General features: G+C 42.5%; 20 protein-coding genes and 1 tRNA gene. 1 reads left to right on the top strand and 20 read right to left on the bottom strand.

The genetic code is table 11. The features are described 5' to 3' along the window. Positions 1-64: 64 nt before the first annotated feature. From C5Q96_RS08140 to C5Q96_RS08120, 5 genes are all read right to left on the bottom strand, one after another. Positions 65-1672 carry an aminotransferase class I/II-fold pyridoxal phosphate-dependent enzyme gene (locus C5Q96_RS08140; protein WP_106057881.1) on the bottom strand — a complete coding sequence of 536 codons (1608 nt, stop codon included), beginning with the start codon at positions 1670-1672 and terminating at the stop codon, positions 65-67. A 181-nt stretch (positions 1673-1853) separates the two neighbouring features. Next, positions 1854-3125 carry a serine--tRNA ligase gene (gene serS / locus C5Q96_RS08135; protein WP_106057880.1) on the bottom strand — a complete coding sequence of 424 codons (1272 nt, stop codon included), beginning with the start codon at positions 3123-3125 and terminating at the stop codon, positions 1854-1856. Positions 3126-3162: 37 nt separating this feature from the next. Continuing rightward, positions 3163-5082: a type I glutamate--ammonia ligase gene (locus tag C5Q96_RS08130; protein WP_106057879.1), complete on the bottom strand. Its 1920-nt coding sequence runs from the start codon at positions 5080-5082 to the stop codon at positions 3163-3165. A 47-nt stretch (positions 5083-5129) separates the two neighbouring features. Beyond that, positions 5130-8102, bottom strand: coding sequence for a UPF0182 family membrane protein (locus tag C5Q96_RS08125; RefSeq protein ID WP_106057878.1), 2973 nt, complete (start codon positions 8100-8102; stop codon positions 5130-5132). A 71-nt stretch (positions 8103-8173) separates the two neighbouring features. After that, a complete protein-coding gene (locus C5Q96_RS08120; protein WP_106057877.1) occupies positions 8174-10759 on the bottom strand; it encodes a zinc ribbon domain-containing protein in 2586 nt (861 codons plus the stop codon). A gap of 601 nt (positions 10760-11360) precedes the next feature. On the opposite strand from C5Q96_RS08120, the gene C5Q96_RS08115 reads away from it, so the two are divergent. Further along, positions 11361-11436 (top strand) — tRNA-Lys (locus C5Q96_RS08115). Positions 11437-11631: 195 nt separating this feature from the next. On the opposite strand, the gene C5Q96_RS08110 is transcribed toward C5Q96_RS08115, so the two are convergent. From C5Q96_RS08110 to C5Q96_RS08040, 15 genes are all read right to left on the bottom strand, one after another. Then, on the bottom strand, positions 11632-12603 hold the full coding sequence (locus C5Q96_RS08110) for a hypothetical protein (RefSeq protein WP_158696734.1): 972 nt from the start codon (positions 12601-12603) through the stop codon (positions 11632-11634). After that, positions 12578-12907: a phage holin gene (locus C5Q96_RS08105; protein ID WP_106057875.1), complete on the bottom strand. Its 330-nt coding sequence runs from the start codon at positions 12905-12907 to the stop codon at positions 12578-12580. Before C5Q96_RS08105 ends, C5Q96_RS08110 begins: the two co-directional genes overlap by 26 nt. 3 nt (positions 12908-12910) lie before the next feature. Continuing rightward, positions 12911-13213 (bottom strand): hypothetical protein, encoded by a 303-nt coding sequence (locus tag C5Q96_RS08100; RefSeq protein ID WP_106057874.1) that lies wholly within the window; start codon positions 13211-13213, stop codon positions 12911-12913. A gap of 64 nt (positions 13214-13277) precedes the next feature. Next, positions 13278-13592, bottom strand: coding sequence for a hypothetical protein (locus C5Q96_RS08095; protein WP_106057873.1), 315 nt, complete (start codon positions 13590-13592; stop codon positions 13278-13280). Positions 13593-13613: 21 nt separating this feature from the next. Beyond that, positions 13614-14501, bottom strand: a complete 888-nt coding sequence (locus tag C5Q96_RS08090) for a hypothetical protein (RefSeq protein ID WP_106057872.1) — start codon at positions 14499-14501, stop codon at positions 13614-13616. Between the two features lie 24 nt (positions 14502-14525). Continuing rightward, positions 14526-15563 carry a Gp37-like protein gene (locus C5Q96_RS08085; protein ID WP_106057871.1) on the bottom strand — a complete coding sequence of 346 codons (1038 nt, stop codon included), beginning with the start codon at positions 15561-15563 and terminating at the stop codon, positions 14526-14528. A gap of 2 nt (positions 15564-15565) precedes the next feature. Then, positions 15566-16399 (bottom strand): phage distal tail protein, encoded by an 834-nt coding sequence (locus tag C5Q96_RS08080; RefSeq protein WP_106057870.1) that lies wholly within the window; start codon positions 16397-16399, stop codon positions 15566-15568. After that, on the bottom strand, positions 16400-19303 hold the full coding sequence (locus tag C5Q96_RS08075) for a tape measure protein (protein WP_106057869.1): 2904 nt from the start codon (positions 19301-19303) through the stop codon (positions 16400-16402). Between the two features lie 2 nt (positions 19304-19305). Beyond that, positions 19306-19881, bottom strand: a complete 576-nt coding sequence (locus tag C5Q96_RS08070) for a Gp15 family bacteriophage protein (RefSeq protein WP_158696733.1) — start codon at positions 19879-19881, stop codon at positions 19306-19308. Next, positions 19856-20464, bottom strand: a complete 609-nt coding sequence (locus C5Q96_RS08065; protein WP_106057867.1) for a hypothetical protein — start codon at positions 20462-20464, stop codon at positions 19856-19858. Before C5Q96_RS08065 ends, C5Q96_RS08070 begins: the two co-directional genes overlap by 26 nt. Positions 20465-20486: 22 nt before the next feature. Continuing rightward, positions 20487-20975: a hypothetical protein gene (locus tag C5Q96_RS08060; RefSeq protein WP_106057866.1), complete on the bottom strand. Its 489-nt coding sequence runs from the start codon at positions 20973-20975 to the stop codon at positions 20487-20489. 9 nt (positions 20976-20984) lie between these two features. Next, positions 20985-21419, bottom strand: a complete 435-nt coding sequence (locus tag C5Q96_RS08055) for a hypothetical protein (RefSeq protein WP_106057865.1) — start codon at positions 21417-21419, stop codon at positions 20985-20987. 5 nt (positions 21420-21424) lie between these two features. Continuing rightward, on the bottom strand, positions 21425-21847 hold the full coding sequence (locus C5Q96_RS08050) for a minor capsid protein (protein ID WP_106057864.1): 423 nt from the start codon (positions 21845-21847) through the stop codon (positions 21425-21427). Further along, entirely contained in the window at positions 21844-22185 is a 342-nt protein-coding gene (locus C5Q96_RS08045; RefSeq protein WP_158696732.1) for a hypothetical protein, read from the bottom strand. Before C5Q96_RS08045 ends, C5Q96_RS08050 begins: the two co-directional genes overlap by 4 nt. Continuing rightward, on the bottom strand, positions 22182-22502 hold the full coding sequence (locus C5Q96_RS08040; RefSeq protein WP_106057862.1) for a head-tail connector protein: 321 nt from the start codon (positions 22500-22502) through the stop codon (positions 22182-22184). The genes C5Q96_RS08045 and C5Q96_RS08040 overlap by 4 nt, the downstream gene beginning before the upstream one ends. Position 22503: the final 1 nt, after the last annotated feature.

Raw genomic sequence — 22503 nt, 5'->3', positions numbered from 1 at the left:
GATTCGTACAAATAATATCCATTGCATGAGAAAAATTATACATCAAAATTCCCTATAAGTCACCTCAAATTTCCTTGAAAAGTACACAATCGCTTTCAACTTTAACTCGTCCCTCTTCATCTACCCCTAGAACCACATGTTGTGCTACTAGTTGGTCTCGGACGTACAAGATAACCGATTTGCTTAGCACTTCACCAGGGCAGGCGATAGGCGTTCCAGGAGGATAAGGGATGATGGACTCGTAGAGAACTCTTCCCTCGGCACTATATAAAGGAACCTCTTCATAGGTGTCGGGGATTTTGCGCTGCTCTAGCCGCTCTATAAGTGCTGAATCTGATGATGGAGTTCTCAATTCTGCAATCTTGTCTACCGGCTGTGATGCATTCTTGTTCGCCACCTGCGTTTCATTTTTTGCCACCGCCTGTATTTCATTTTTAGCTTGCTTCTGCGCCGCATTCTGAGCGGCAGGCTCGGTTTTAGAGGCAGAGCTTTCCGATTCCACACCTTGGATTCTGCCGCCATAGTGCGCCGAGAGGTCACGCAGGGCGGCCAGGATGTCTTCGTAGTCGCCCCTCTCGTTTCCGAGTCCTGTCATCAGCATCACATAGTCGCCATGCGTGAGTTCCACCCAGATGTTTCTCTTCTCGAGCTCCTCCGCCAGCTTGGGGCCGCTGAGGCCGAGGGCTGACATTGTGATGCTGACCTTGGTTTCATCAAGGTCGATGCGATTGATGAGCCCGAGGCCGGCGATCTGGGCAGCCTCCTGATAGAAGTATTTGATATCTGCATCCCAGTTCTTGATGAGATTGTAGCCGTCCATTCTGAGTATCTGCTGATTGATATCGAGGCTGCCCATCAGCAGATAGCTCGGACTCGTAGTCTGCAGCATGCGGAGGAGCTCGCTAATCCGAGAAACATCTGGCCTCTCGGTGCAGATGTTGAGAATTGCGGAGCCCGTAAATGACAGCAGCGTCTTGTGCGTGCTGTCCACCACAATGTCGGCTCCGCAATTCTCTGCCGCACGGTGCGGGAGCCCATCTTCACTGCGCAGGTAGTCAAAGAATTTAAGGTGCGCACCGTGCGCCTGATCGACAATAAGAATCCTGCCGTGCAGGTGAACGATACTGGCAATTCGCTCGATATCTGATAATACACCGTAGTAGTTCGGGCTGGTCACCAGCACGGCTTTGATATCAGGATCTTCAATTAGGGCTGCCTCAATTTTGTCCGGGTCTAATCCGAGCTGAAGCCCAGTTTCATCGTCTATCTCAGGCATTATGTATATAGGATCTATCCCGCCAAGTCTGAGTGCTCCATATACAGATCTATGGGAGTTTCTTCCCATAAGGAGCTTACCTCCTCTTGGAACACTACCTAATATCGAGGCCATGAGTCCGGCACTGCTACCATTTACAAGGAGCTCTGTATGCTTTGCCCCATAGAGCCCGGCGTAGCCTTCCATAATATCCTTAATTCGTTCTCGTGGTTGCTGCAGCGCATCAGCTCCAGGAATTTCCGTTATATCGTTTCCCACTACGTTCTTGATGAAATCTCCGAAGCCGTATATCCCATACAGCGTGCTTTTCCCTTTGTGGCCGGGCATATGAAACGAAATCGGGTGAGTCTCCTTATGATACATAAGGAAGTCGGTCAAGCTGACTCTGTCTTTCATTTTTAGGTATCCTCCGTCTCAAGTGGCAACTGAGGAGCAGCCACCTTCCTATAGTAAAAAAGCACAACGAACTGATTGCGACCTTACCTGGCCATCTAGTTCCTTGTGCTTTTGCCGCATCATAAATAATGAGCTCCGCTCGTTTTCCAATCTAAATCTCGATTGGCTAATTTAGCATTTCCTACTTGATCACGTCTCTTCCAACGTAAGGTCTCAGCGCTTCTGGTACTACCACGGTACCATCTTCCTGCTGGAAATTTTCAAGGATAGCAGCTACAGTTCTGCCTACCGCTAGACCAGATCCGTTCAGCGTGTGTACGAATTCAGGCTTTGCCTTCTTCTCTCTTCTGAATCTTATATTAGCTCTTCTAGCCTGATAATCTTCAAAGTTTGAGCAGCTTGAAATCTCAACATATCGGCCGTAGCTTGGCATCCACACTTCGATATCGTAAGTCATCGCTGCCGAGAATCCGAGATCCCCAGAGCACAGTCTAACTACTCTGTAAGGAATACCTAGCTTCTGTAGTACTTCCTCCGCATCGTGTGTGAGCTTCTCTAGTTCCTCATAGGAATTCTCAGGATACGCAAGTTTGACCATCTCAACCTTATTGAACTGGTGTTGTCTGATTAACCCTCTAGTATCGCGTCCAGCCGACCCCGCTTCTTTGCGGAAGCATGGCGTATATGCCGTGTAATAAACAGGCATTTCCTCTGGCTCGATAATCTCATTGGAACGGAGATTGGTAACCGGAACTTCTGCTGTTGGAATCAAGAAAAAATCCTTCGCAGGCACATAGAACATATCGTCTTCGAACTTAGGTAACTGACCCGTCCCGGTCATAGCATCGCGGTTAGCCATGAAAGGTGGTAAGATTTCAGTATAGCCCTGTTCTTCCGTGTGGAGGTCGAGCATGAAGTTTATCACAGCTCTCTCGAGTCTTGCACCTATGCCCTTGTACACTGTGAAACGAGAGCCAGAAATCTTGGCAGCGCGCTCAAAATCCAGTATGTCTAGAGCTTCTCCGATATCCCAGTGCGCCTTTGGCTCAAATGCGAACTCAGTCGGCTCTCCGAACTTACGAAGCTCGAGATTTTCGCTATCATCCTCTCCGCTTGGAACGTCTGGGTGAGGTGTATTAGGGACATAGAGTAGCGCCTTTCTGAGTTCCTCTTCCACTTCGCTAACCTCTGCATCTAAGGATTTAATCTCTGCACTTAACTCCTTCATCTCTGCAAATAGAACTGAAGTATCCTTACCTTCCTTCTTGAGCTTTGGCACTTCACGCGATACTGTATTCTGCTTGTTTTTAAGCTGTTCAACTTCCGCAAGAAGCTCCCTTCTCTTAGTATCGAACTTTAGCACGTTGTCGATGCCAAAGTCACCTTTGCCACGTCTTTCCACATCGGCTTTAACGCTCTCGAAGTTTTCTCTCACTCTTTTGACGTCAAGCATTTCTTAACCCCCATATTATCGTATCTTCCTAAATCTATTAAAATAAGTTCTTAATATAAGTGCTGTACGCACCTCTAAGCTCCTCAATCTTCTCCTGAATAAGCAGCTCATATCTAGACGCCGCATCAAAATCCGCAGAATCAATCGCTTCTCTCGCAAGCGTCAAAATCGATTTGCTATCGATGGAGTCCTTGCCGAGCGCAATGCGCAGGCTGTTGACCCTTCTCCAGTTCATTATATCATAATCAGTTGCTTCGAGCTCATTATGTCTCTTCTTACAGTTTCTAACAAAATCCATTGAATTAGGCAAAATCCTATCGCGGAACTCCATAACCCACTTCATAGACATCTGTGCACGGTATGACATAATCACATCCTTAGCCGTCTCATCTCCGCCTGTAAGCTTAGCGAGTTCATCTTCGTGTGTGTCAAACGCCTTCAAATTCTCCCATACCGTAGCAGGTGCTTTTCCGAAAAGCTTTTCTCTCTCTCTCTTCGTGAAGCATTCGAAAACGTTAAGTTCGCTTCTATATTCCCTATCCTTAGCGAGATAGAAGTCCTTTTCTCCAGCTTTCTTAGAGATTGATACTGCGAGTTCTGCTGGTGTCTTGCCATTAGAGAGAACCGCCTCAATTCCATCTAGCATAAGCATGAACGACGCTCCCACAACCAGATAAGTGTTGCTATGAGGGTTAGGCGACCTGAGCTCAAACCTTGTGGCCATAGGGTTGTTCTGGTCTCTGACTAATCCGATCAGAACCGTTCTATTTCTAGAAGGTGTTACGCAGTCCTTCCCGAGAGATGTTACGATGCAGACCGGAGCCTCGTATCCTGGCTTTAGCCTTCTAAATGCATCATGCGTCTGTGCCACGAAAGGGTTTAAAAGCTCGTAGTTATTTAAAATTCCCATGAGCGCTCCGAATCCAACAGGACTCATGTATTCGTTCATTCTATCCTTTGACTCAAATAGGTTTACGACATTTCCCGACTTAAGCCTTGCAGATACACCGAGATGAGTATGCTCTCCGCTACCTGCAACGCCTGGCATAGGTTTTGCAAGGAATGTTACCTCCAGGTTGTTAGCTCTAAATACATCCCTCACTATGTGCTTAATCTGACCTTCATTATCACCAGCCTGCACTGGCGATGAATATTTCCAGTCAATCTCAAGCTGCTCCATGATATGGTCATAGCTTCCAGAGTTGCCCATCTTAGCTCTTACTCCGCCAACCTCCTTGTGTCCCATCTCGACACCGAAGCCATAGCGGTCAAGTATCTCGAGCGTCTGCTCAAGGGCTGTATTTACAGGTCCTATAGTCCTCTTCCAGTACTGCTCCTTAAGCTCCTGCGAGGTGGAAAGCTGATCTCTGTCCGCTTTGTCATCTGGGGTTTTTACCCAGAACTCGAGCTCAGTTGCACTAGTTAGGTTAATCTCTTCAATATCGTCTATCGAATTAATGCCGTCTAGGTACTCGACTACATATGGGTACTGTTTCAGCATCTCCATGAGTCTTGTCTTGAACTTGCGTATAGAATCCTTGCAGAAAATTCTCGATCCAACCATCCTATCATTGTTGTGCCTTAGGAATGATGGAATCCTCAGTGTGCCGACTGGCAAGCCGGTCGCAAAATCCATGTTGCTGAAATTATACTCGACGTACCAATTCACATCCCTATCCGGAAGTATATCAACTCTAGCATTCGCAAGGTTTGCAATCTCTGGCAGTGCCACGCTGGATCCGTCGGTCTGAACACCGTTTTCAAGCAGCTTCTCCATATCATCGATGAATGTCTTGATAGGAATTTTCTCATCCGTAAAATGTCCACCAAGGTCCACGCCCGCAAATGACACGAACTTAACCTCTGGATGTGCACGAAGCACATTTGCTACAGTTTCAATTCCATGTTCTTCAGCAGGAATTGTAAAGAGCATCTTTTCCAAATCGAAATTTATCATAACATCTCCTTATCTCGCAAAGTAAAAAGTAATTTAAGCTCAATTTCCTATCCAGCAAGCTGATCGAGATATCCAGACAACTCGTCTAGGTACTCACCATAAGCCTTCCAGTCCCCATTCTTCTGGGCTTTAACAGCATTATCATACGCTTCCTTAGCCTTGCCAATCAGCTCTTTCTGGTTGCTGGAGCCACTAGCTCCACCAGAGCCGCCTGACGAATTGCTGCTGACACTACCTGAATTCCCTGCGCCATCCCCAAATAAGTTTTCAAGCGCCTCATCCAGTGTAGATGCATATGCTATCTTGTCCCCATAAGCGACTATTACCCTCTTAACCTCAGGAATCGCTTGGTTCGAAGCCTCGAGATATACCGGCTCTACGTACATTATAGAATTATTTACAGGAATTATAAACATGTCTCCACGTTTATACGTAGTCCCTGATGAATTCCATAGTGAGAACTCCTTGGCAATCTCAGAGTTCTGATCTATCTGCGCTTCAACCTGCATTGGCCCGTACACCGTCTTGTTCTTAGGGAACTTATACACCACGAGCTTACCGTATTCGTCCCCATCATTTCTCGCCATCATTATGGCTGTCATGTTCTGCTTCGACTTAGGAGTGAACGGAATCATATTTATAAACTCTTCACGCTTCTCTCCCGGCAGATTGAATATGAAGAAGCTCGAACTCATCGGTCTCTCTTTTGTACCGTATATTTGATTTGCAATGTCCCAGAGATCTTCCTTCTGATAGAAGACCTTGACTTCATTCATATGATACTTGGTGTAAGCACCCGCCTGAATATTGAGGAGCGTCGATGGATACTTGAAATGCTTCTTTAATCCCGCCGGAATCTTATCCTTACCCTTGAACAGCGTCGGATATATCTTCGCATACGTCTTCGCAATCGGATCCTTATCATCTACAACGTAGTAATTTACATCCCCATTATAAGCATCCACAACCACCTTGATTGAGTTTCTGATATAGTTCGTCGTCCCAATCTGACCCGAATAAGGCTCAGAATACGGATAGTTGCTGCTAGTCGTATACGCATCGATAACCCAGTACAGCTTTCCATCCACGATGGTCATATAAGGGTCCTTCTCATACTCGAGGTATGGCAAAATTTTATTTACCCTCTCAAGAATATTTCTATTGATGATTATCCTCGAATCTGAGTTGATATTTCTCGACACGAGCATCTGCATGCTTCCCTCTCTTATCGAGAATAGCAGTCTACTCACAATTCCGAGCTTTATTCCGGCTTTCCCCTTATACTTTGTATACTTGTTGTTGTTCCCATCAGGGTAATCGAATTCCTGCTCATCCCCATTGACGATTATATAGTTGTTCGTGAGCTCACCGAAATAAATCTCAGGTCTCTTTATCTTTATTTCAGGAATATTTGACTCAGGTGGAATATTCTTGACGAGCACATCCGGTTGTCCGCTTGCGGTTACGGAATTAACCTTGGATAGCGCAACTCCATAACCATGAGTGTATTTCAAATGCTTGTTAATCCATGTATCACTGATCTTGGCTTCGTTAATCTCACGCGCCGATAGATACACCTGGGTCTCAGCGCCATTTATATTATATCTATCTACATCTACATCCTTGAAATCGTAGTACTGACGAATACTCTGTGTTTGATTGTAATAATCCTTTACAGGCTCATAGTCGTTGATTCTGATATTGCTGATAGTCGGTTTGTTACTAGCTATATCTGCAGCCGTCAGATTGTTCTGTGCTGCAAAAGAATCGACCTTAACCTTGTCTAGGCCGTATGCATGATTCGTATATTGGATATTGTTCTTGATGTATTTGCTTTCTTTGTTGATTTCATCTGGAGCAACTATCAGGCTCTGAACACCAACCTTAAGAATCGTTCCGAGGAAAAGCACTCCTATTATGAGCATAGGAACTCTAGCGAGCTTAAGATATTCCTTCTTATGAACGTGTCTTACCAGGGTAATCGCTCCGACTACAGCTAAAATCATAACCAGCAGGTACACTTTTTGCGTAATAGCAATATCTGTAAATCCAGCACCATACACCGTTCCAGTATGTGCATGTAAGAGTGTGAACTGCTTTAGCACGAAGTGAATGCCTAGCATAACGTAGAAAACAACGCCCAAAATCATAGCCTTCCCAGATGCTAGGCTAAATAGATGGTCCACATTTGATCTATTGATTTCGCGTTTATTTTCTCTGCGCTTCTTAGCTTGTTCCTTTGCTTTGTCACTAAATCCTTTTATGATTCTCGTAACATCATCTACAGGGTCTCTCTTGCCGAACGGAATACTGTTATCAGGACGTCCTTTCCTAACTTCATCATCTGCCGAGGTTTCATCTCCTGCCTGTGCTTCTTTCGCTGCATCATCTGCCTCAAGATCTTCAAAGACATCCTTCTTGTCGAAAATGTCCGGTTTCCTTACCGAAAGCAAAACGGCATAGTAAATCAATGTTACGATAACTACTCCGATAATCACGAATATTGCGATTGAATTAAGTTTAGATAAGAAATCAAGCTTAAATACATAGAACGAAATATCTAGTCCAAAAATCGGATCCTTTAGTCCGAACTTTGAGGAGTTCGCAAACATGAGAAATGATTGCCACGTGCTCGTAGCCGATACAAACGCTGCCACAACTCCGAAAATTACAGATATCACCCAAGATAACACGTTTAGCTTGTGCATATCCGGAATTTCGTGCGATTCTATCTTACTAAAATATCCCTTTCTAAGGCTATTTAGATATACTCGAACCAAAAGACCGGAAATCAAGAATATTACAATTCCGAGCTTTAGCTCTGTTGCAAGCTGAGTCCAGAAAACCCTGGTAAAGCCAAGCTCTCTAAACCACATCCAGTCTGTGAGGAAGCCGACGCTTCTACCGACTATAACTATCACAAAAATTGCTATAACAAGCAGCTTTCCCAAGACATTCCGTCGCTTACCTTCACCATTAAATGTGTATGTAACTTTTCCTTTTTTCTTATCCTTAGCCATAATTTCTCCAAAAACCACATAATGCAGCGGTAGCCATCAAGCCTGCCGCTGCATATACGTATAAATCACCCTTATAGTAGCAATTCAGAATTATCACCCAGCGATGCGAAATTCGTAAACTTTCCAATCACTTCGCTGATTCGCTGCGCAACACTGCTGTCCGGAGCAAAGTTAAGTATCAGTATCACTACCAATAACAGAACAAGCAAGATTGCTACGATGACCGCAATTACCGTTAGAACTCCGCCTTTGCGCGACTCTTCATCGTCATCGTCGACTACAGACGGTGCTACACTGCTTGCCTTACTTGCCGTATTAACTGCAGCCTGAGCTGGCGAACTAACTAGAGTTGTCGCAGCAGTAATAGGTTCAGTAACATTAGCGCTATTACTGAGTTCTGATCCTGCATCCTTCTTTGCTGCTTCAAGCTTAGCTGACTCAGCCTTAACTGCAGCTTCGACTGTCTCATGATGGGCTTCAACTGGAGTTTCCTCAGCCTCTTCCTCATCCTGATAATCAGCTAGCACATCCTCCATAAGCGTATAGTCGGCACTGCCATCCTGCAGTTTCTTATACTCCTCATCAAGAAGCTGCTGGAACTCTTCATTCTTACGATAGAGAGTATAGAACTTGTCTATCTTACGAGTTGCCTCCATCCCTGCATCATCAACATCTGTACCAAAGAAATCCTTCTGTAGATCATCAATCGACATAACCTCTTCTTGATTTAGATCCTCATTATTCTCTTCCACAGCTGAAGTGTTAGCATCTGCCACATCTTCTGCAGAGAAAAGCATATCAGCCTCTTCATCTGGTTCATCATCAATTGTATCGAATCCTAAAGCAGCCAACTCTGCCTCTAAGCTAGTTAAATCAGAGCGAGCCCCTGTCTCTGTAGCATTTGCTTCAGTCTCCGCCTCAGCCTTCTCCTGCACAGGCTCCTGTACTAGCTCTTCGGCCGAAACAACTTCTCTTGCTGGCAGCTCAACTGTTTCTGAAGTGTCTTTACCGAGAAGTTCTGCTAGACGCTTCTGTAGGTTTGCAATTTCACTTTCTATAGCCTTTGCAGCTGCTAGCTCAGCATCCTCAGCCTTTTCAGCAGGTGCTGAAGCTACCTCTACGGTTTCTGATGCTGCATTTACTGGCTCTTCCAGTGATGGCTTTGGAGCTATCTCTGCAGTTGGTTCTGAAGCTGGTTCTGAAACTGGCTCCGCAGCAACTTCTGAAGTTACTGGCTCCTCTTGATCTTTTGGTTCAGTCGAAGTTTCCGAAACTGCTGGAACTGCTTCTGTAGCTGCTACATCACTAGTCTCATGCGAATCAACTACCTCATCAGTCTCTAATGTCACCGGCTTATCAGCCTTTTCTGTCTCTTCATCCATATATAGCTCAGAGTAGTTGACAGGCTCCTCATAAGGAACATCTATGTCATCATCACCGAATGCGAAATCATCTGCTTCTTCTGTAGATTCAGTTTCAGGTTCAAGTTCGTAGTCCGTCTCTGGCTCTTTGTTATCATCTGTAAGCTCATCGTACGAGAATGTCTCTGGCTCATCATCGTCATCCTCATCATCGAGATCAAATTCCTCGGCTTCAGCGCGCTCCTGTGCACGCGAAACCCTGCTTGGCTTCACGTAGTCGAGATACTGGCTTACAGTCTCCTCATCTTCATCTGTATCTTCAATATCAATATCAAAGTTGAATAAATCATCGTCTGATTTGTCTGCATGAACATCTTCTTTATCAGCGTCCTCATGGTTACCGATAAATGCAGAAAGCTCTGTCTCAAATTCATCTTCTGGAAGCTTAAACTCGTCCCTAGTATCAGCTGCGGACACATGAACCATATCATCAACGAAGTTATGTGGTGGCTCTGCCTGGAACACTTCCTCGTGCGATTTGCGGCGAGCATTTAGATACTCATCAAAATCCGCAGAAGCTGCATCTAGTCTATGCGAAACTTCCTTCTCATCCATCTCGCTTGCCTGCTTCTCCAGTTCAGCAACGATATCGTCCTTGAGTTCTGTGTATCCCTGAGTGTGCTCCCTTTCTTCATTAGGTAGAATAGAATCACTAAAATCAGAGTCAGCCGAAACGGTTGTTTCTTCAGCTTCCTTCGCAGCCTTCTCTCGCTCTTCTTTTTCCTGCTTCATGACCTCTATGAAGTTCATAGTGCGTCCGTGGCCAGATGCCGGAGCAGCTGCGGAATCACGCTTTAGAATTTCCTCGAGGGAATCCGGCTCCTCAACCTTATGCGCAGGCTCAGCAGTCTTGTGCTTATCCCAATCATTATTAACTGAACTGAACGACTGTGTTACGGCTTCAGCTTCCTCATCGTCAATCCCAGTTGTCTCCCAAGGGGATCTGATTTTCTTAGTAGGTTTCTTATGGCTCTCCTCAATTACAGAGCTCCAATCGAAAGAAACCGAGCTTGTTTTCTTCTTAGGCTCCTTAATCTCTAAATCCTCGGATCCGAAATTAAAGTCGAACTTCGTAGAAGATTCTCTCTTGTCCATCATATTTCCTTCTCTATTCGACGAACTAAACGCTGTATGTTCGTGTACTGATGGTTCTGCATCAAGGCTCAATCTTGCACCACATACACTGCAAAACTTAGCGCCTTCTGTTACTTCATTGCCACAATTGCTACAGAACATTGTTACCTCCCAAATCCACTAAAAACACTCGAGCGAGAGCATCGCTTTTGTGCTGGTTGTCAATCTTCTATAAAGATACTTTGAAAATTATACAACAAGGATAAGTTAATAGCAAGATTTCGCTTGCAATTAGTGGAATTCGCTCAATAAATGCATAATTTTATACAAAATTATCGTCATTTTATACTATCTTTTCCGCCTTTTTTATGATAACATTATCCGTCAAGAGGCACGCGCAATATCATATAGATAGGAATTAGTCCCACCCGTGTTCCTATTTATTGTGGAAATATTGTATTTCCTGCACCTGTTTTAAATCGCGCTGCTTCTTTTTTTATTGTATCATGATTGATTTTGCTAAGGTTTAGTTATTGTGATGAATTGAAATGTTTTTAACGTATTTTATAAATACATTTGTGTATTTACGATAAGATATAAGCACATGAAATTGCTTATGCACATCACACGACCTATCTGAATGTATGCGCAACTAAACGCTTAAATAAAATTCTAATTTAATTCGAATTTTTTCAAACTTTTTCTTGACTGCCTTGTAAATCAATGCTAGACTATATAAGCTGTTAAGCAAACAACTAAATATGTGTGATTAGCTCAGCTGGCAGAGCACCTGACTCTTAATCAGGGTGTCCAGGGTTCGAACCCCTGATCACGCACCACGCAAAACACCGCAATTCCAACGAGTTGCGGTGTTTTTATTCATTATGTGATTTTTCGCTTATTGTCGATATTACCACCTAATACCACATGTCAGTGTGGTACAAAGTGTGGTATTTTTTTCATCATAAGAGAGGGCATAACCCTCCCTCGTATATGTAATCTCCTCACCTGCTCTATTAATACGTAAATATCAGCTACACAACGCTAATTGCTCCGCCCTTATCTGCTTCAACAGTCACCTTATCGTCAGTAACGAGTGCTCCATCTTTGATAATATAGACGGCATCACCTTTGACAATCCCCTTGTCGACTCTCGAGCCATCCGAATTAAAATACTGCCACTCGTCTTTAACTTTAACCCAACCTGTGCACATTACTCCATCTGCATCAAAGTAATAGCTTTTACCATCTATTTTGTGTACTCCATTTACATACATAAAACCATCTTTTGGATCTAAACAGAACCAGCGATTATTTAAATAAGCCCAGCCTGTTTGCATTTTGCAACTAGAGTTAAAGTAGTACCACTTACCTTCTATCTGTTGCCAACCATTAGCTGCATACCCATCAGAATTAAAGTAGTACCAAGCTCCATCTAGTTTCTGCCAGCAAGCTTTGTAGTAAGAGCCATCTTTATTTTTAAACCACCAACCACGATTATCTTGAATCCATCCATAACTCTGGAAGTTAGGGACAACAAAGCCCCTGATGAATCTACCATTGACAGCAATCCTACGATATCCTGTACTATGATTGTTATGGATGTTGAACTCAAATACATTGATATACTTACTGTCTGCTGATACAACGATACCTACATGGCTAGCGCCAGTGGTATTATCTCCTCTACCTGAGTCTTGCCAAGCATAGATTATCCAGTCCCCTGCGCTTGGGATGTAAGCATCATTTTCTACCCAGATACCCATTTGCTTGGCTTTACTAACAATAACACCTACATTAGCAGAGCAAGGATAAGATGTTCCAACCCCACAAAGATATGCTACTGCTGAAGCACAAGCAGCGCAGAAATTGGCTGAGTATGTCATAGCCCAGCCATCAGGTCTATTTTTATTAAACTCGTCAATCAGAGTCTTATGAGAACCACCCTGAAAAGGCATCCCATTATATTTAATTGCGGTATTAACAATTCGTTCCCGAATTCCCATCTTCAAGTACCTCCGCATTTTTTAATCCTTCAGCAATAAGGTCTTCATGTAGCTTTGTGTTATCTCTACCATAGGTCATAGCTAGGTCACTATCTCCTATGCCTTTAGTTGTCGGGTCTGTGATAACTCCAAGCATACTCAAAAGCCCTAAGATAGCTGCTACAATCTTGGTAACATCTGTTTGTGGGATAGGAACTTTAATTCCTAGTGTTTCACAAATCATGTAACTTGTTGTTACTACTGCACCAACGAACATGGCTACCCACTTCCCATTCCTGAATCTAACTTTCCAGTTTATCTTCATTTCTTACTTCTCCTTCCTATTTTCCAGATAACCGATTCTCTTTTCATGTTCATTTAATCGACTGTCGTGTTCATTGTGTTTCGTCCACATACGCGCATGTGATTCCTGATCATGTGCTTCTTGAGCCTTTACATCATCTTCAATCTTCGAAATATTTTTACTAAGTATTTCAACTTGAACTGTAAATGCTGATACGGATTTATCCAGCTTATTTATCGGTTCGCTTACTAACTTACTAAGGCTATAAATCAAACCTGCTAATGTTGATAATCCTAATATGATTGTTCCTAATGCTTCTGGTGACATTTCAAACTTCCTTTCTTTGACCATTAAAAAAACCGGGCTTATAACCCAGTCTTATTAGCTATTTTTATTGGTACAAAACATTAATCTCAAAGACCTGCTTTTGCAGTCCTGTCAATCTTCCATTGACTGCAATTTCAACAGTTTTCTTCGAGCTATCCCAGGAATATCCATAAAATACCGCTGTCCATATATCATCAGCGCCAGCTTTATGTAAAGGATGTACTTGTGCTAGCAGTACCTCACTATCTTGTGGGATTCCCAGCTCTGCCATAGATATCGACGACATTGCCACACCACCGTTGGTCGCTATTGTTACGCTTTTGTTTGCAACTTTCAACTGTGAACCATTGCCTCCACCATTTACTTTGCCTATTGCCATTATTACGTATCCTCCTTCTGATTAAACGGTAACTTCTTTAGTTAGCCTTATTACTGGGATTGTAATGTTGCCAAAGTTATTTTTTGAAACATACACTCTTACAAACCCTGATCGCGTCTCACAAATTTCATAAACTAGATCACTTTTCCCTGATTCTAAATAAATATCTGGGATGTGTTCTTCTGTACAACGATTAATAGGTATATCAATTCTAAAAGGATATTTAGCATACGTATTATCTTCAACAGCAGCAGAGCTGTATATTTTGACATCTGTTTCAATTGTTATCATTTTAGACATGCTATTTCGTAGTTTTCCTGCGGTGGTTCCATCTATAGCTGAACTTAGCAGATTCTTAATCTCATCAATTGCTAAATCCATTACTCTTGTTGTAGTGATACCACATAAATTGTAATTTAAGCGCGTGTCTGTAATGCGCTGTGTAGATATAGCATTTGTACCTCTAGCTACAAAGATTTCAGCTACACACAACTCATATGTGCTACTGTTTCTTGTCAACTCAGGTGCTGATGGATTCGCAGATGGAGTCCCTTTAAGGATATACCAATCCGTTGCTCTTACATCAAGGGCATCATTATGCCTAACAATAACTCTATCTATCCTATCCAAACTTTCATCTGCTGCCTGAACCGCAAGTGTCCTACTCTCGGTGGATAAGCCTCCTGTGTGAGGGTCATCATCATAACAAAAAATCCCTCTAATTCTGCCCATACCAGGACTCACTACAACCGACATCCCCACTCCCGGAGTAGTTTCCCATCCACCTGGATATACTCCATCTGTCCAGTTTGCGAATGCCTCAATTCTGTGATCACTTGCTCCTGTCAAACGGTCCCATGGAGGATTTGCCGATTGATCATATATTGATTGATAAGGAAATGCTCTCATATTTCACCTCTTCATTTCTTCTCTTTAACGTTTAATTTTCTTGTGCCCCAGCGTTATAGTGTAGGTCTGTGTATTCTTTTCCCAAACTTCATGGACTTCTATAATCTGGGCTTCGTATGTAATTCCCACTTCTGGAATTTCCACCAACACAATATCTCCAAGATCGTAATCTATTAGATATCGACAACCTGCTATCTGTAGTGGTGTAACTTCAATATCTCTAATTACATAATGATTTAGAAGTTCAAGCTGACACATCTGAACAATTTGCGCTTTAATTTTAGATTTGTTAGCTGCTGTAATATCAAGTCCTTCAGGCATAGAGAAGTCCATTGACATCTCTTTTTGTTTAAACCTATCCTCAACTTTAAGAGTGCTTGTAAAAGAATCTGACTCATAGTATTTGCCACCTACATAGGAAGTTCCGCTATAGCCTTCTTTTACAACGTCATCTGGGATTTCTACATACCCTGTGCATTTATGCTTATATACAGACATATCTTGGGAGTAGACGATTTCTTTCGCATTACCAATTCCTTTTGAAAAGCGAATACCTGTATCGCGAGGTTTAACAAACTTAATTTCCCAACCACCATTCCAATTAATCTGAAATGATTCCTGGTCAAGAGCCAAGATTCGATACATCTCCACTCCTACGTCAAGACAGCGTGTTATTACTTCATCTCTCTGTTTCATGGACTCACTATCGTTCGCTTCCTTAATGCCTTTGGCATTTAGGTACGACATAAACTGATCATTCATGCGCTTTGATGCAACAATTGTCATTCCGTGACCTGTTGTAGCATCATTGGTCATATCCTCTGCAAACTTACCTTCTGTTGTGACATATCGACCATTTGGATCGGATTTATACGAAGGCTTGTATACAATACCAACCTCTCTGCGACCTTCGGCCATTATGTAAGCAGCTTCAATATAATGCTTTGACTGCTGATAGAGCGTAAATCCTCCAGGTTCTGTATTGTTCCTATCCCATAGAAGTTGTATATACTTTAGTTCTCCTATGCGGTTCATATTTTCGTCAAATGCAAACACTTTCATAATTACATATCTCCGTTATACAGCTTGTGGTAATTGACAGTACCAAACATTTCCTTGTTGCTGACCAGTGTATTATCACCTGTCTTTAACATAGGTTCACCAAGCACAATCATATCTTTTAAAACATTTTTGCCATCCAGCTGATAGATTCCGTTTTCAGAATCTATGTATAGAGACTCTCCTGAACCGACTGTTCCGTTGTACTTTATTAGCGCATCATTGATTTTCACTTCAGGATTATCAACTGCACCGTGAATTGTAATTGTAAACAGCGCCGGTGCATCTCCGTCGTTATATACGTAAACTGTTTTATTTACGTTGATTCTCTCAAATACAGTATATGCATTAGCCGGGAGATTTTGATTTGGTTCAATAAATACATACGGATAATGCCATAATGCCGACTGTGTATAGAAGTTCCTTACAGTGTCGTCGAGTGACTTCCAATATGGATCAGCTGCATAAAAAGTAATCTCAACCTCTTCATGAGAATATAAATCTTCTGTATGCTTAGGAGTCAGTAATTCAGCATCTAGGTAAACCTCTCTGCCATTAAAATACGACTCCACTCTGAATTTATGAAGCACATTAAAAAAGAACTCCATAAATCTTCGTGAAGCCGTTATCCCTGTATGACTTGTAATTTTATATTTCAGAGTCCTGCCCTTAACTCTTTCTCCTGAATGCCAATCACCATATCCACTTCCTTTTGCATCGTAGTAGTGTTCAACTTCTACGTTACTTGTACCAGTCTTACTGAGCAGTTCGTAATCTTCTGCACCATCTCCTATATTCATGATGGCGCCATCGTCTCTGATAAACTTCAAAAATATCATTTATGCATCCACCTCCAATCCCAAACGAGCTAATTCAGCCAATCTATCACGAGCATCTGCAGGTGTGTAAACTCTTTCATGGAAGTTAATCTCTTGCGTTATTGGTCTAGCATTAATCTGTTCAACCTTGTCTATGAGTTTATCGAGTAATCCTCGTTCTTTTGACTGCATCATAATTGAGGTCCTAGCTTGCACTGGAAGCGTTGTTCCTTTCGCAGCATTAGGAATGCTAATTTGCTTTTTTACACCAAGTCCTATGGTGACAGGATCAACCTTCATAGCAGCCACTGTATTATTAGCTACTTGTCTAGCTTTCTTATACAGAGCCTTTGACTCGCGCATCATGCCAACTCCCACACCTTGCGTAATTGGTGCTCCGACAAGTCTTGCCGTTTTCCTTGATGGAGAACGAGACTCTATTGCTTTTTTCATATTATCGACAACTGCATTCGCTATCGCTATACCTGCAGCAATAACCTGTGCTTTTGCTGCAAGTATGCCGGATTTAATACCTGTCCCTGCGTTGTATCCGACACCATAAAACGAAACACTACCAGCACTTGAACGCGCTGCATTCATGAGGGATGACATAGCAGATGAAATTGTACCTCTCCACCCATGTGGTGAGCTAGATAGCTGAGATAATCTAGGAGCAAATGCGCCTTTAAGGTTTGCTCCTCCTGCAGCGTTGTTTGCAGCAGATACTAAACTATTCATTGCAGCTTTAATTCCACCAGCATAATTTTTAGGAGACTCTGATAATTTATCAAGCTGATCATCAATAGATATATCTGATTCCTTGATTCCCTCTTGTACGCCGCCCATCATATCCTTAGTTGCAGCTTTCATCTTTCCACGATTACCTTTGACTCTCGCAGTCTGTTCTCCAAGCTTAGAATCTATAGCAGCTAACTCTTTTTGTTTGGCCTCTGCAGCAGCCTTTACGTTATCGGATCCAGTCTTCTTATATAGCTTATTCAATGCCTTAAGCTCTTCAGCTGTATCTTGCCTTTGCTTGCGAAGTTGTTTCTTGTTCTTTTTGTTGATATCAGCCATCGCTTGAACATGACCATCAAGTACTGCATTAATCTTGGAGTAATTACCTTTTTCAAACTCGGCTAACGCTTGTTCGTACCTAGTAATGTCCTTGTTGTATTTGTTTACTTGAGAAGCTGCTTTCTCCTTTATTTTTATACGCTTCCGCTGTCCCTCTTCATACTCACTTAACTGTCTTGCAGACATCTTATTAATTTCAGCTTGAGATTTGGTGTGCTTATCAAGCTCTCTGCTAGCTTTGGCGTATGCCTCTGTCGATTTGCGAATATTTCTCTGCGCAGTCTTATACGATTCCTCATATGCATCAAGCACAATTTGAGCTCTTTTCTTAACCAGGTAATTATCTATAGCTCGGCTAAGTTCTCCGTAATTTTGAATTACACCATTCTGCATACTGATTTCAGCACCTTGGGATTGCAATATCGATACAATGGCAGCTGCCCTGCCTTCATAGCCTTTTTTAACACGTCCGGATGCATCCACGATACCGTCAAGCTCTTTCTTGAGATTAATAGCATTTTCTATTTCTGCACCTTTTTGAACCATATCATTTGCAGCTGCTCTTCTCTGACTGTTATATGCCTTCTCTGCTTCCTCGTTAGCCTTGGCAAGTTTTAAAACTGCACTATAATCCTTGTCCGCTTCCAAAGCGTGTGCCTGCATCGTCTTCTTTGCCAGCTCCACTGCTGTTACAAATGCTAGTACACCAACTACTATAGCTACATAAGGATTGATTCCGGCCATTACAGCTTGCGCTCTACCTAGAGCAAGAGTCTTTGCTTCTGCAAGTGTAAGCTTCTGAGTCAATAATCCAACCACTACACCAACACCGGATATTTCCGCCTTGGTACCTTTCAAGCTCAAACGTGCAATAGCTGCCATCTCAATTTTGTATTTCTTTGCTTCCAGCAGTCCTCTACTCCAAAGACCAGCTAGTGCACCAGCACCAGAAGTTACTCTTGGTGCTACATATAAACCTGCAATAAGAGGAGATACTATCTTGAGAACATCAATAAGTGTTCTTACTCCAGCTACAGTCTTTTTTACGTTGAATTTATCCACGAATTTGATAGCGTTAGGAAGAAGTGATGACTTAATTATGTTGCTTACGCTCTCCATTGCTTCGCCAAGTTTCGCGTGGACATTATCCTTTAGGGTCGACCAAAGACCGATTACAGTTTTTGACTGTGTTTTCATGGCATCATTAAACTGACCACCTGCAGATGTTGCTGTCTTCATAGCATCCGCTACCATATCAAAGGTGATTTGACCTTTTGCCATTTCATCCTTCAGCTGCGACATACTCTTTCCGGTCTTCTTGGATATGATAGTAAGCGGGTTAAAGCCTGCATTAATCATCTGTAGTAAATCTTGCCCCATTAGACGGCCCTGTGACTTAACCTGACCAAATACCAGAGCCAATGCCGAGAACTTCTCCTTGTTACCAAGGGATATGTCTCCAAGCATTTTGAGGTCACCTTCTATCAGATTGACATTCTCTCCAAATGCCAACAGCGTTTGAGATGCATTTGCTAGATCTGTCATTTCAAACGGCGTCTCTGCGGCAAATTTCTTGAGCATTTGCATGTGCTTTGTAGCTTCCTTTGTGCTACCAAGCATTGTTTTGAAAGACTGGTAGTACTGCTCCATTTGAGCGTTATACTTAACACCAGATACCATAGCTGCTGTAATAGCTGTTCCCATAGCTATGGCTCCGCGTTTTGCATATTTTGCAAGCTGATCTGTAAGCTTGCTTCCCATGCCACCTATCTTTTTAGCGCCCTTATTAAAGCCACCTGAGTCGAGCTTTGTATTGAACATCAGATATCCTGCATATTCTTGAGCCATAACTAACCATTCCCTTCTTTAAGTAAATTATTGAATCTATCTACAGCGTTTTGTTCTTCTTTTGACCTTCGAACTTTAAGCTCTGCAATATCTGCATTTTCTGCCCACCAATCAATATCACTTTCTGTTTGCTTACCCTTTTGTTTCAGCAAACGTTGAGATACTATCGTTGTGAAACTGGATTCGCCAACTTCTGAAAAGGCCGATAGAAAGTCCCACCAATGAAAAAAGGCTTTTCCACGAACTGAAAACCCCACGGTTTTATCTACTGCCGCTATTATGAATCTCAAATCCTGATTCCATGAATATAGTCTTCTTTGACTGCCTGCAGAAGATGTTTGATTCAGCTCTCCACCATTTAGGAACCACACTGTTTTCTCTAATGCTTCCTGTAAATAAACTCCTGGAATTACTGCATCTTTGAAGATTACCTTCATTGCTATAAAAAGCTTTTCACTGTCTGTCAGTTCAGGATCTTCAAACATCTGCATCAAACGGATACCAGCTCTATAATCACTCCTGATAGAATATTCCTTTTCTCCTAGCTTAATGCTATTCGGCAATATCAGTGTCAGCATTCTCTTCTTCTGCCTCTTCAGTAGCATTAATTACTTCTTCTGTAGGCAGCTCCTTTTTCTCTGTAGGCAGCTCCTTTTTCTCTGTAGGCAGCTCCTTTTTCTCTGTAGGCAGCTCCTTTTTCTCTGTAGGCAGCTCCTCTACTATTTCAGAGTAAACCTTGTCGATTCTATCGGATCTAGTTTGAATTTCTTTCTCAAAGATAGGATACAAGGCCATGAGCATTGCTATCATGATATATTCCCCATCACTATTAATAGCAATGGAGGATGTGTCTCCAAAAACAATTTGAGCCTGTCCTTCACCAAAAATACTATCAAAAGCACCTCTGAACCAACTGTCTATATCATCCATAAGGTCTGCAGTTTGAGATGTAAATTCAGCTTCAGTAATATCTCCTGACTCCTCAATACCTTCTGCCCTCTTTGAAAAATCCTTCATCTTTTCTTCCGCTTCATCAACCAGTCTCAAAAAGCCTTTAAGTACTTTCTGATCTGTAGGATTAAACGAAAACTCCCGGGATGGATCACCCTGCACATACAGGGTGATTGTCCCGGTATCAAAATTCAAATTTGTACCAGCCATGACTTATTATCCTTTCTTATCCTTATAGAGTCTTTGTGAATTTCTTTGTAGTAGGATTGAATTTACCCTTCTCATTCACATTCGTATAGTGTAGCTCGTAAGGAATCTGAAAAGCATCCGTGTTGCCTCCAAGAGACTTAACCTCTACGATTACATCCTTCTTGATTGCCGGATATTCAGATGATTCCGGTTCAGCGAATAGGTCTACATCTATTACGTGTGTCTCACAGTCACCATGTGTCTTGAGACCATCAGCAATTCCCTTTAGGAATGCAAAGGTCTTTGTCCCCTTATCTGCCTTATAAGGTGAAACAGACATACTTGGTGAATAACCGTCTACTGCCGTACTGTTCTTGCCAAGAACATTTTTGGTCTTGCTAACATTGGCATTGAGCTCTTCAGTCAATGTATCGTTATCTTCTCCAATCGCCTCGTAGTCGAAGTTAGTCCCACCAGCATCTGGTATTCCTAAAAACGTCTGCCATAGTTCTCTTTTAATTACATTGCTCATATTGTCCTCCTATTTTCTCCTCTTAATTGTTAGTATTAACTCTACTTGATATACACCTGCACCGCTTTCCTCGATGTCATACAGCATATGATTAGATGGAACTAGATTGACCGCTTCATACTTACCAGGTAATTCAGGTAGGATTCCTTCATCAATCTTCGTTTCAATCCATTCTGATAGAGACTCCAAAAAGTCATACATATCTTCTCTCGCAGAGTTGTCTACGGCCAAATCCTTTGCGAAAAAGATATATGAATTTTCATAGGTCTTATTCCCAAGAACGTCTGTCCTCGTTCTAGAATTCCCTGTTGGTGCAAGTGCGGAAGTTCCACCTTTTACACCTCTCTTTCCCGGTGTGTAGTCCGTTTCCATCTCTGACATATTTATAAGCTGCATTCCATCATACGTGGCTAAGTAATCTTGTATGCTTTTAATAATACTCATTAGTTCTATCCCCTCGTTATTGCAGCAGCTCCAGATAGTATGCTATGTAGATGTTGCCTCTTCATTCGTTCGAACCACTTAGGACCTCTCCTAGGTGCTCCGTGATACTGCATATTACGGTTTGTAAGCTTCTTAGGTGCTTTCCCAACCATCAGCCTGCCGTAATAGTGATATCTAGCATATGGTGCGTTATACACTACTTCACCTTCACCTGGCACAGTTCCTAGTATGCCGGACTTATCTAACATACCCGAGCGAAATGGAACCATTGGGCTGCATAACCTAATTACTTCATGGTCAATAAACTTTTGAGCTTTATCAAAGCTTTTGCCCCATAGACTTCCAAAACCTGGATTCCACTTTAGCTCCGCAGTACCATCCTTAGTTACAACAATGCACCCCCGTGGTGTTTCTATTTTGTTTGTCATCTTGCCACCACCACTATATGCTTCTGCCCATCGCCAAAATCAAAATTTTCAGCCGATGTGACGAGAAATGCGTCCTTGTGATATAAGATATCATTTGCCTTATTTATGGCTGTTACAGGTGAAATTCCATCGTATATGATGTCTCCTTTTTCTACGACTCCATCATTAATAGATGTAAGTGGTATGTATGCAATCAGTTTAGATGAGGATTCAACACCATGCTTTCTGATTGTTTCTCCCTCGATCTTCTCTACATGTGCATCATTCACCACTCTAGTCAGCCACTTATTATCTTCCACCTTGTGATAAATCGTTACAGTCTGTGTGAACATGTTCACGCCCACTCAACTCCCTTCCGATATTCGGATAGATAAAGCATGGCTGCATTAAGCAGTCTATCTTTATCAGATACACTATTCACGCTGTAGTGCTTTGACCATGACCCTACAGTCTGACTTTCCAGTACACCCTGATCTACTGTCTGTTTTGCCTCTGCAACAGCACATATACCATGCTTATAATCATCTGCTTCAACACTAAATCCTACGAAATGTTTTCGAATATAAGCACTGGCGAAAGCTTCACGCCCCCGCCAGTCTTCCTCGGATATTGCCTTGCCGCAGAATTCGTCCGTGTAAAACTTATATTCAACCATT

It is taken from the genome of Mogibacterium diversum (genome assembly GCF_002998925.1).
Classification (GTDB): Bacteria; Bacillota; Clostridia; order Peptostreptococcales; family Anaerovoracaceae; genus Mogibacterium; species Mogibacterium diversum.
Note: the sequence above shows the minus strand (reverse complement) of the source record. Positions and strands in the feature narration are given on the sequence as shown.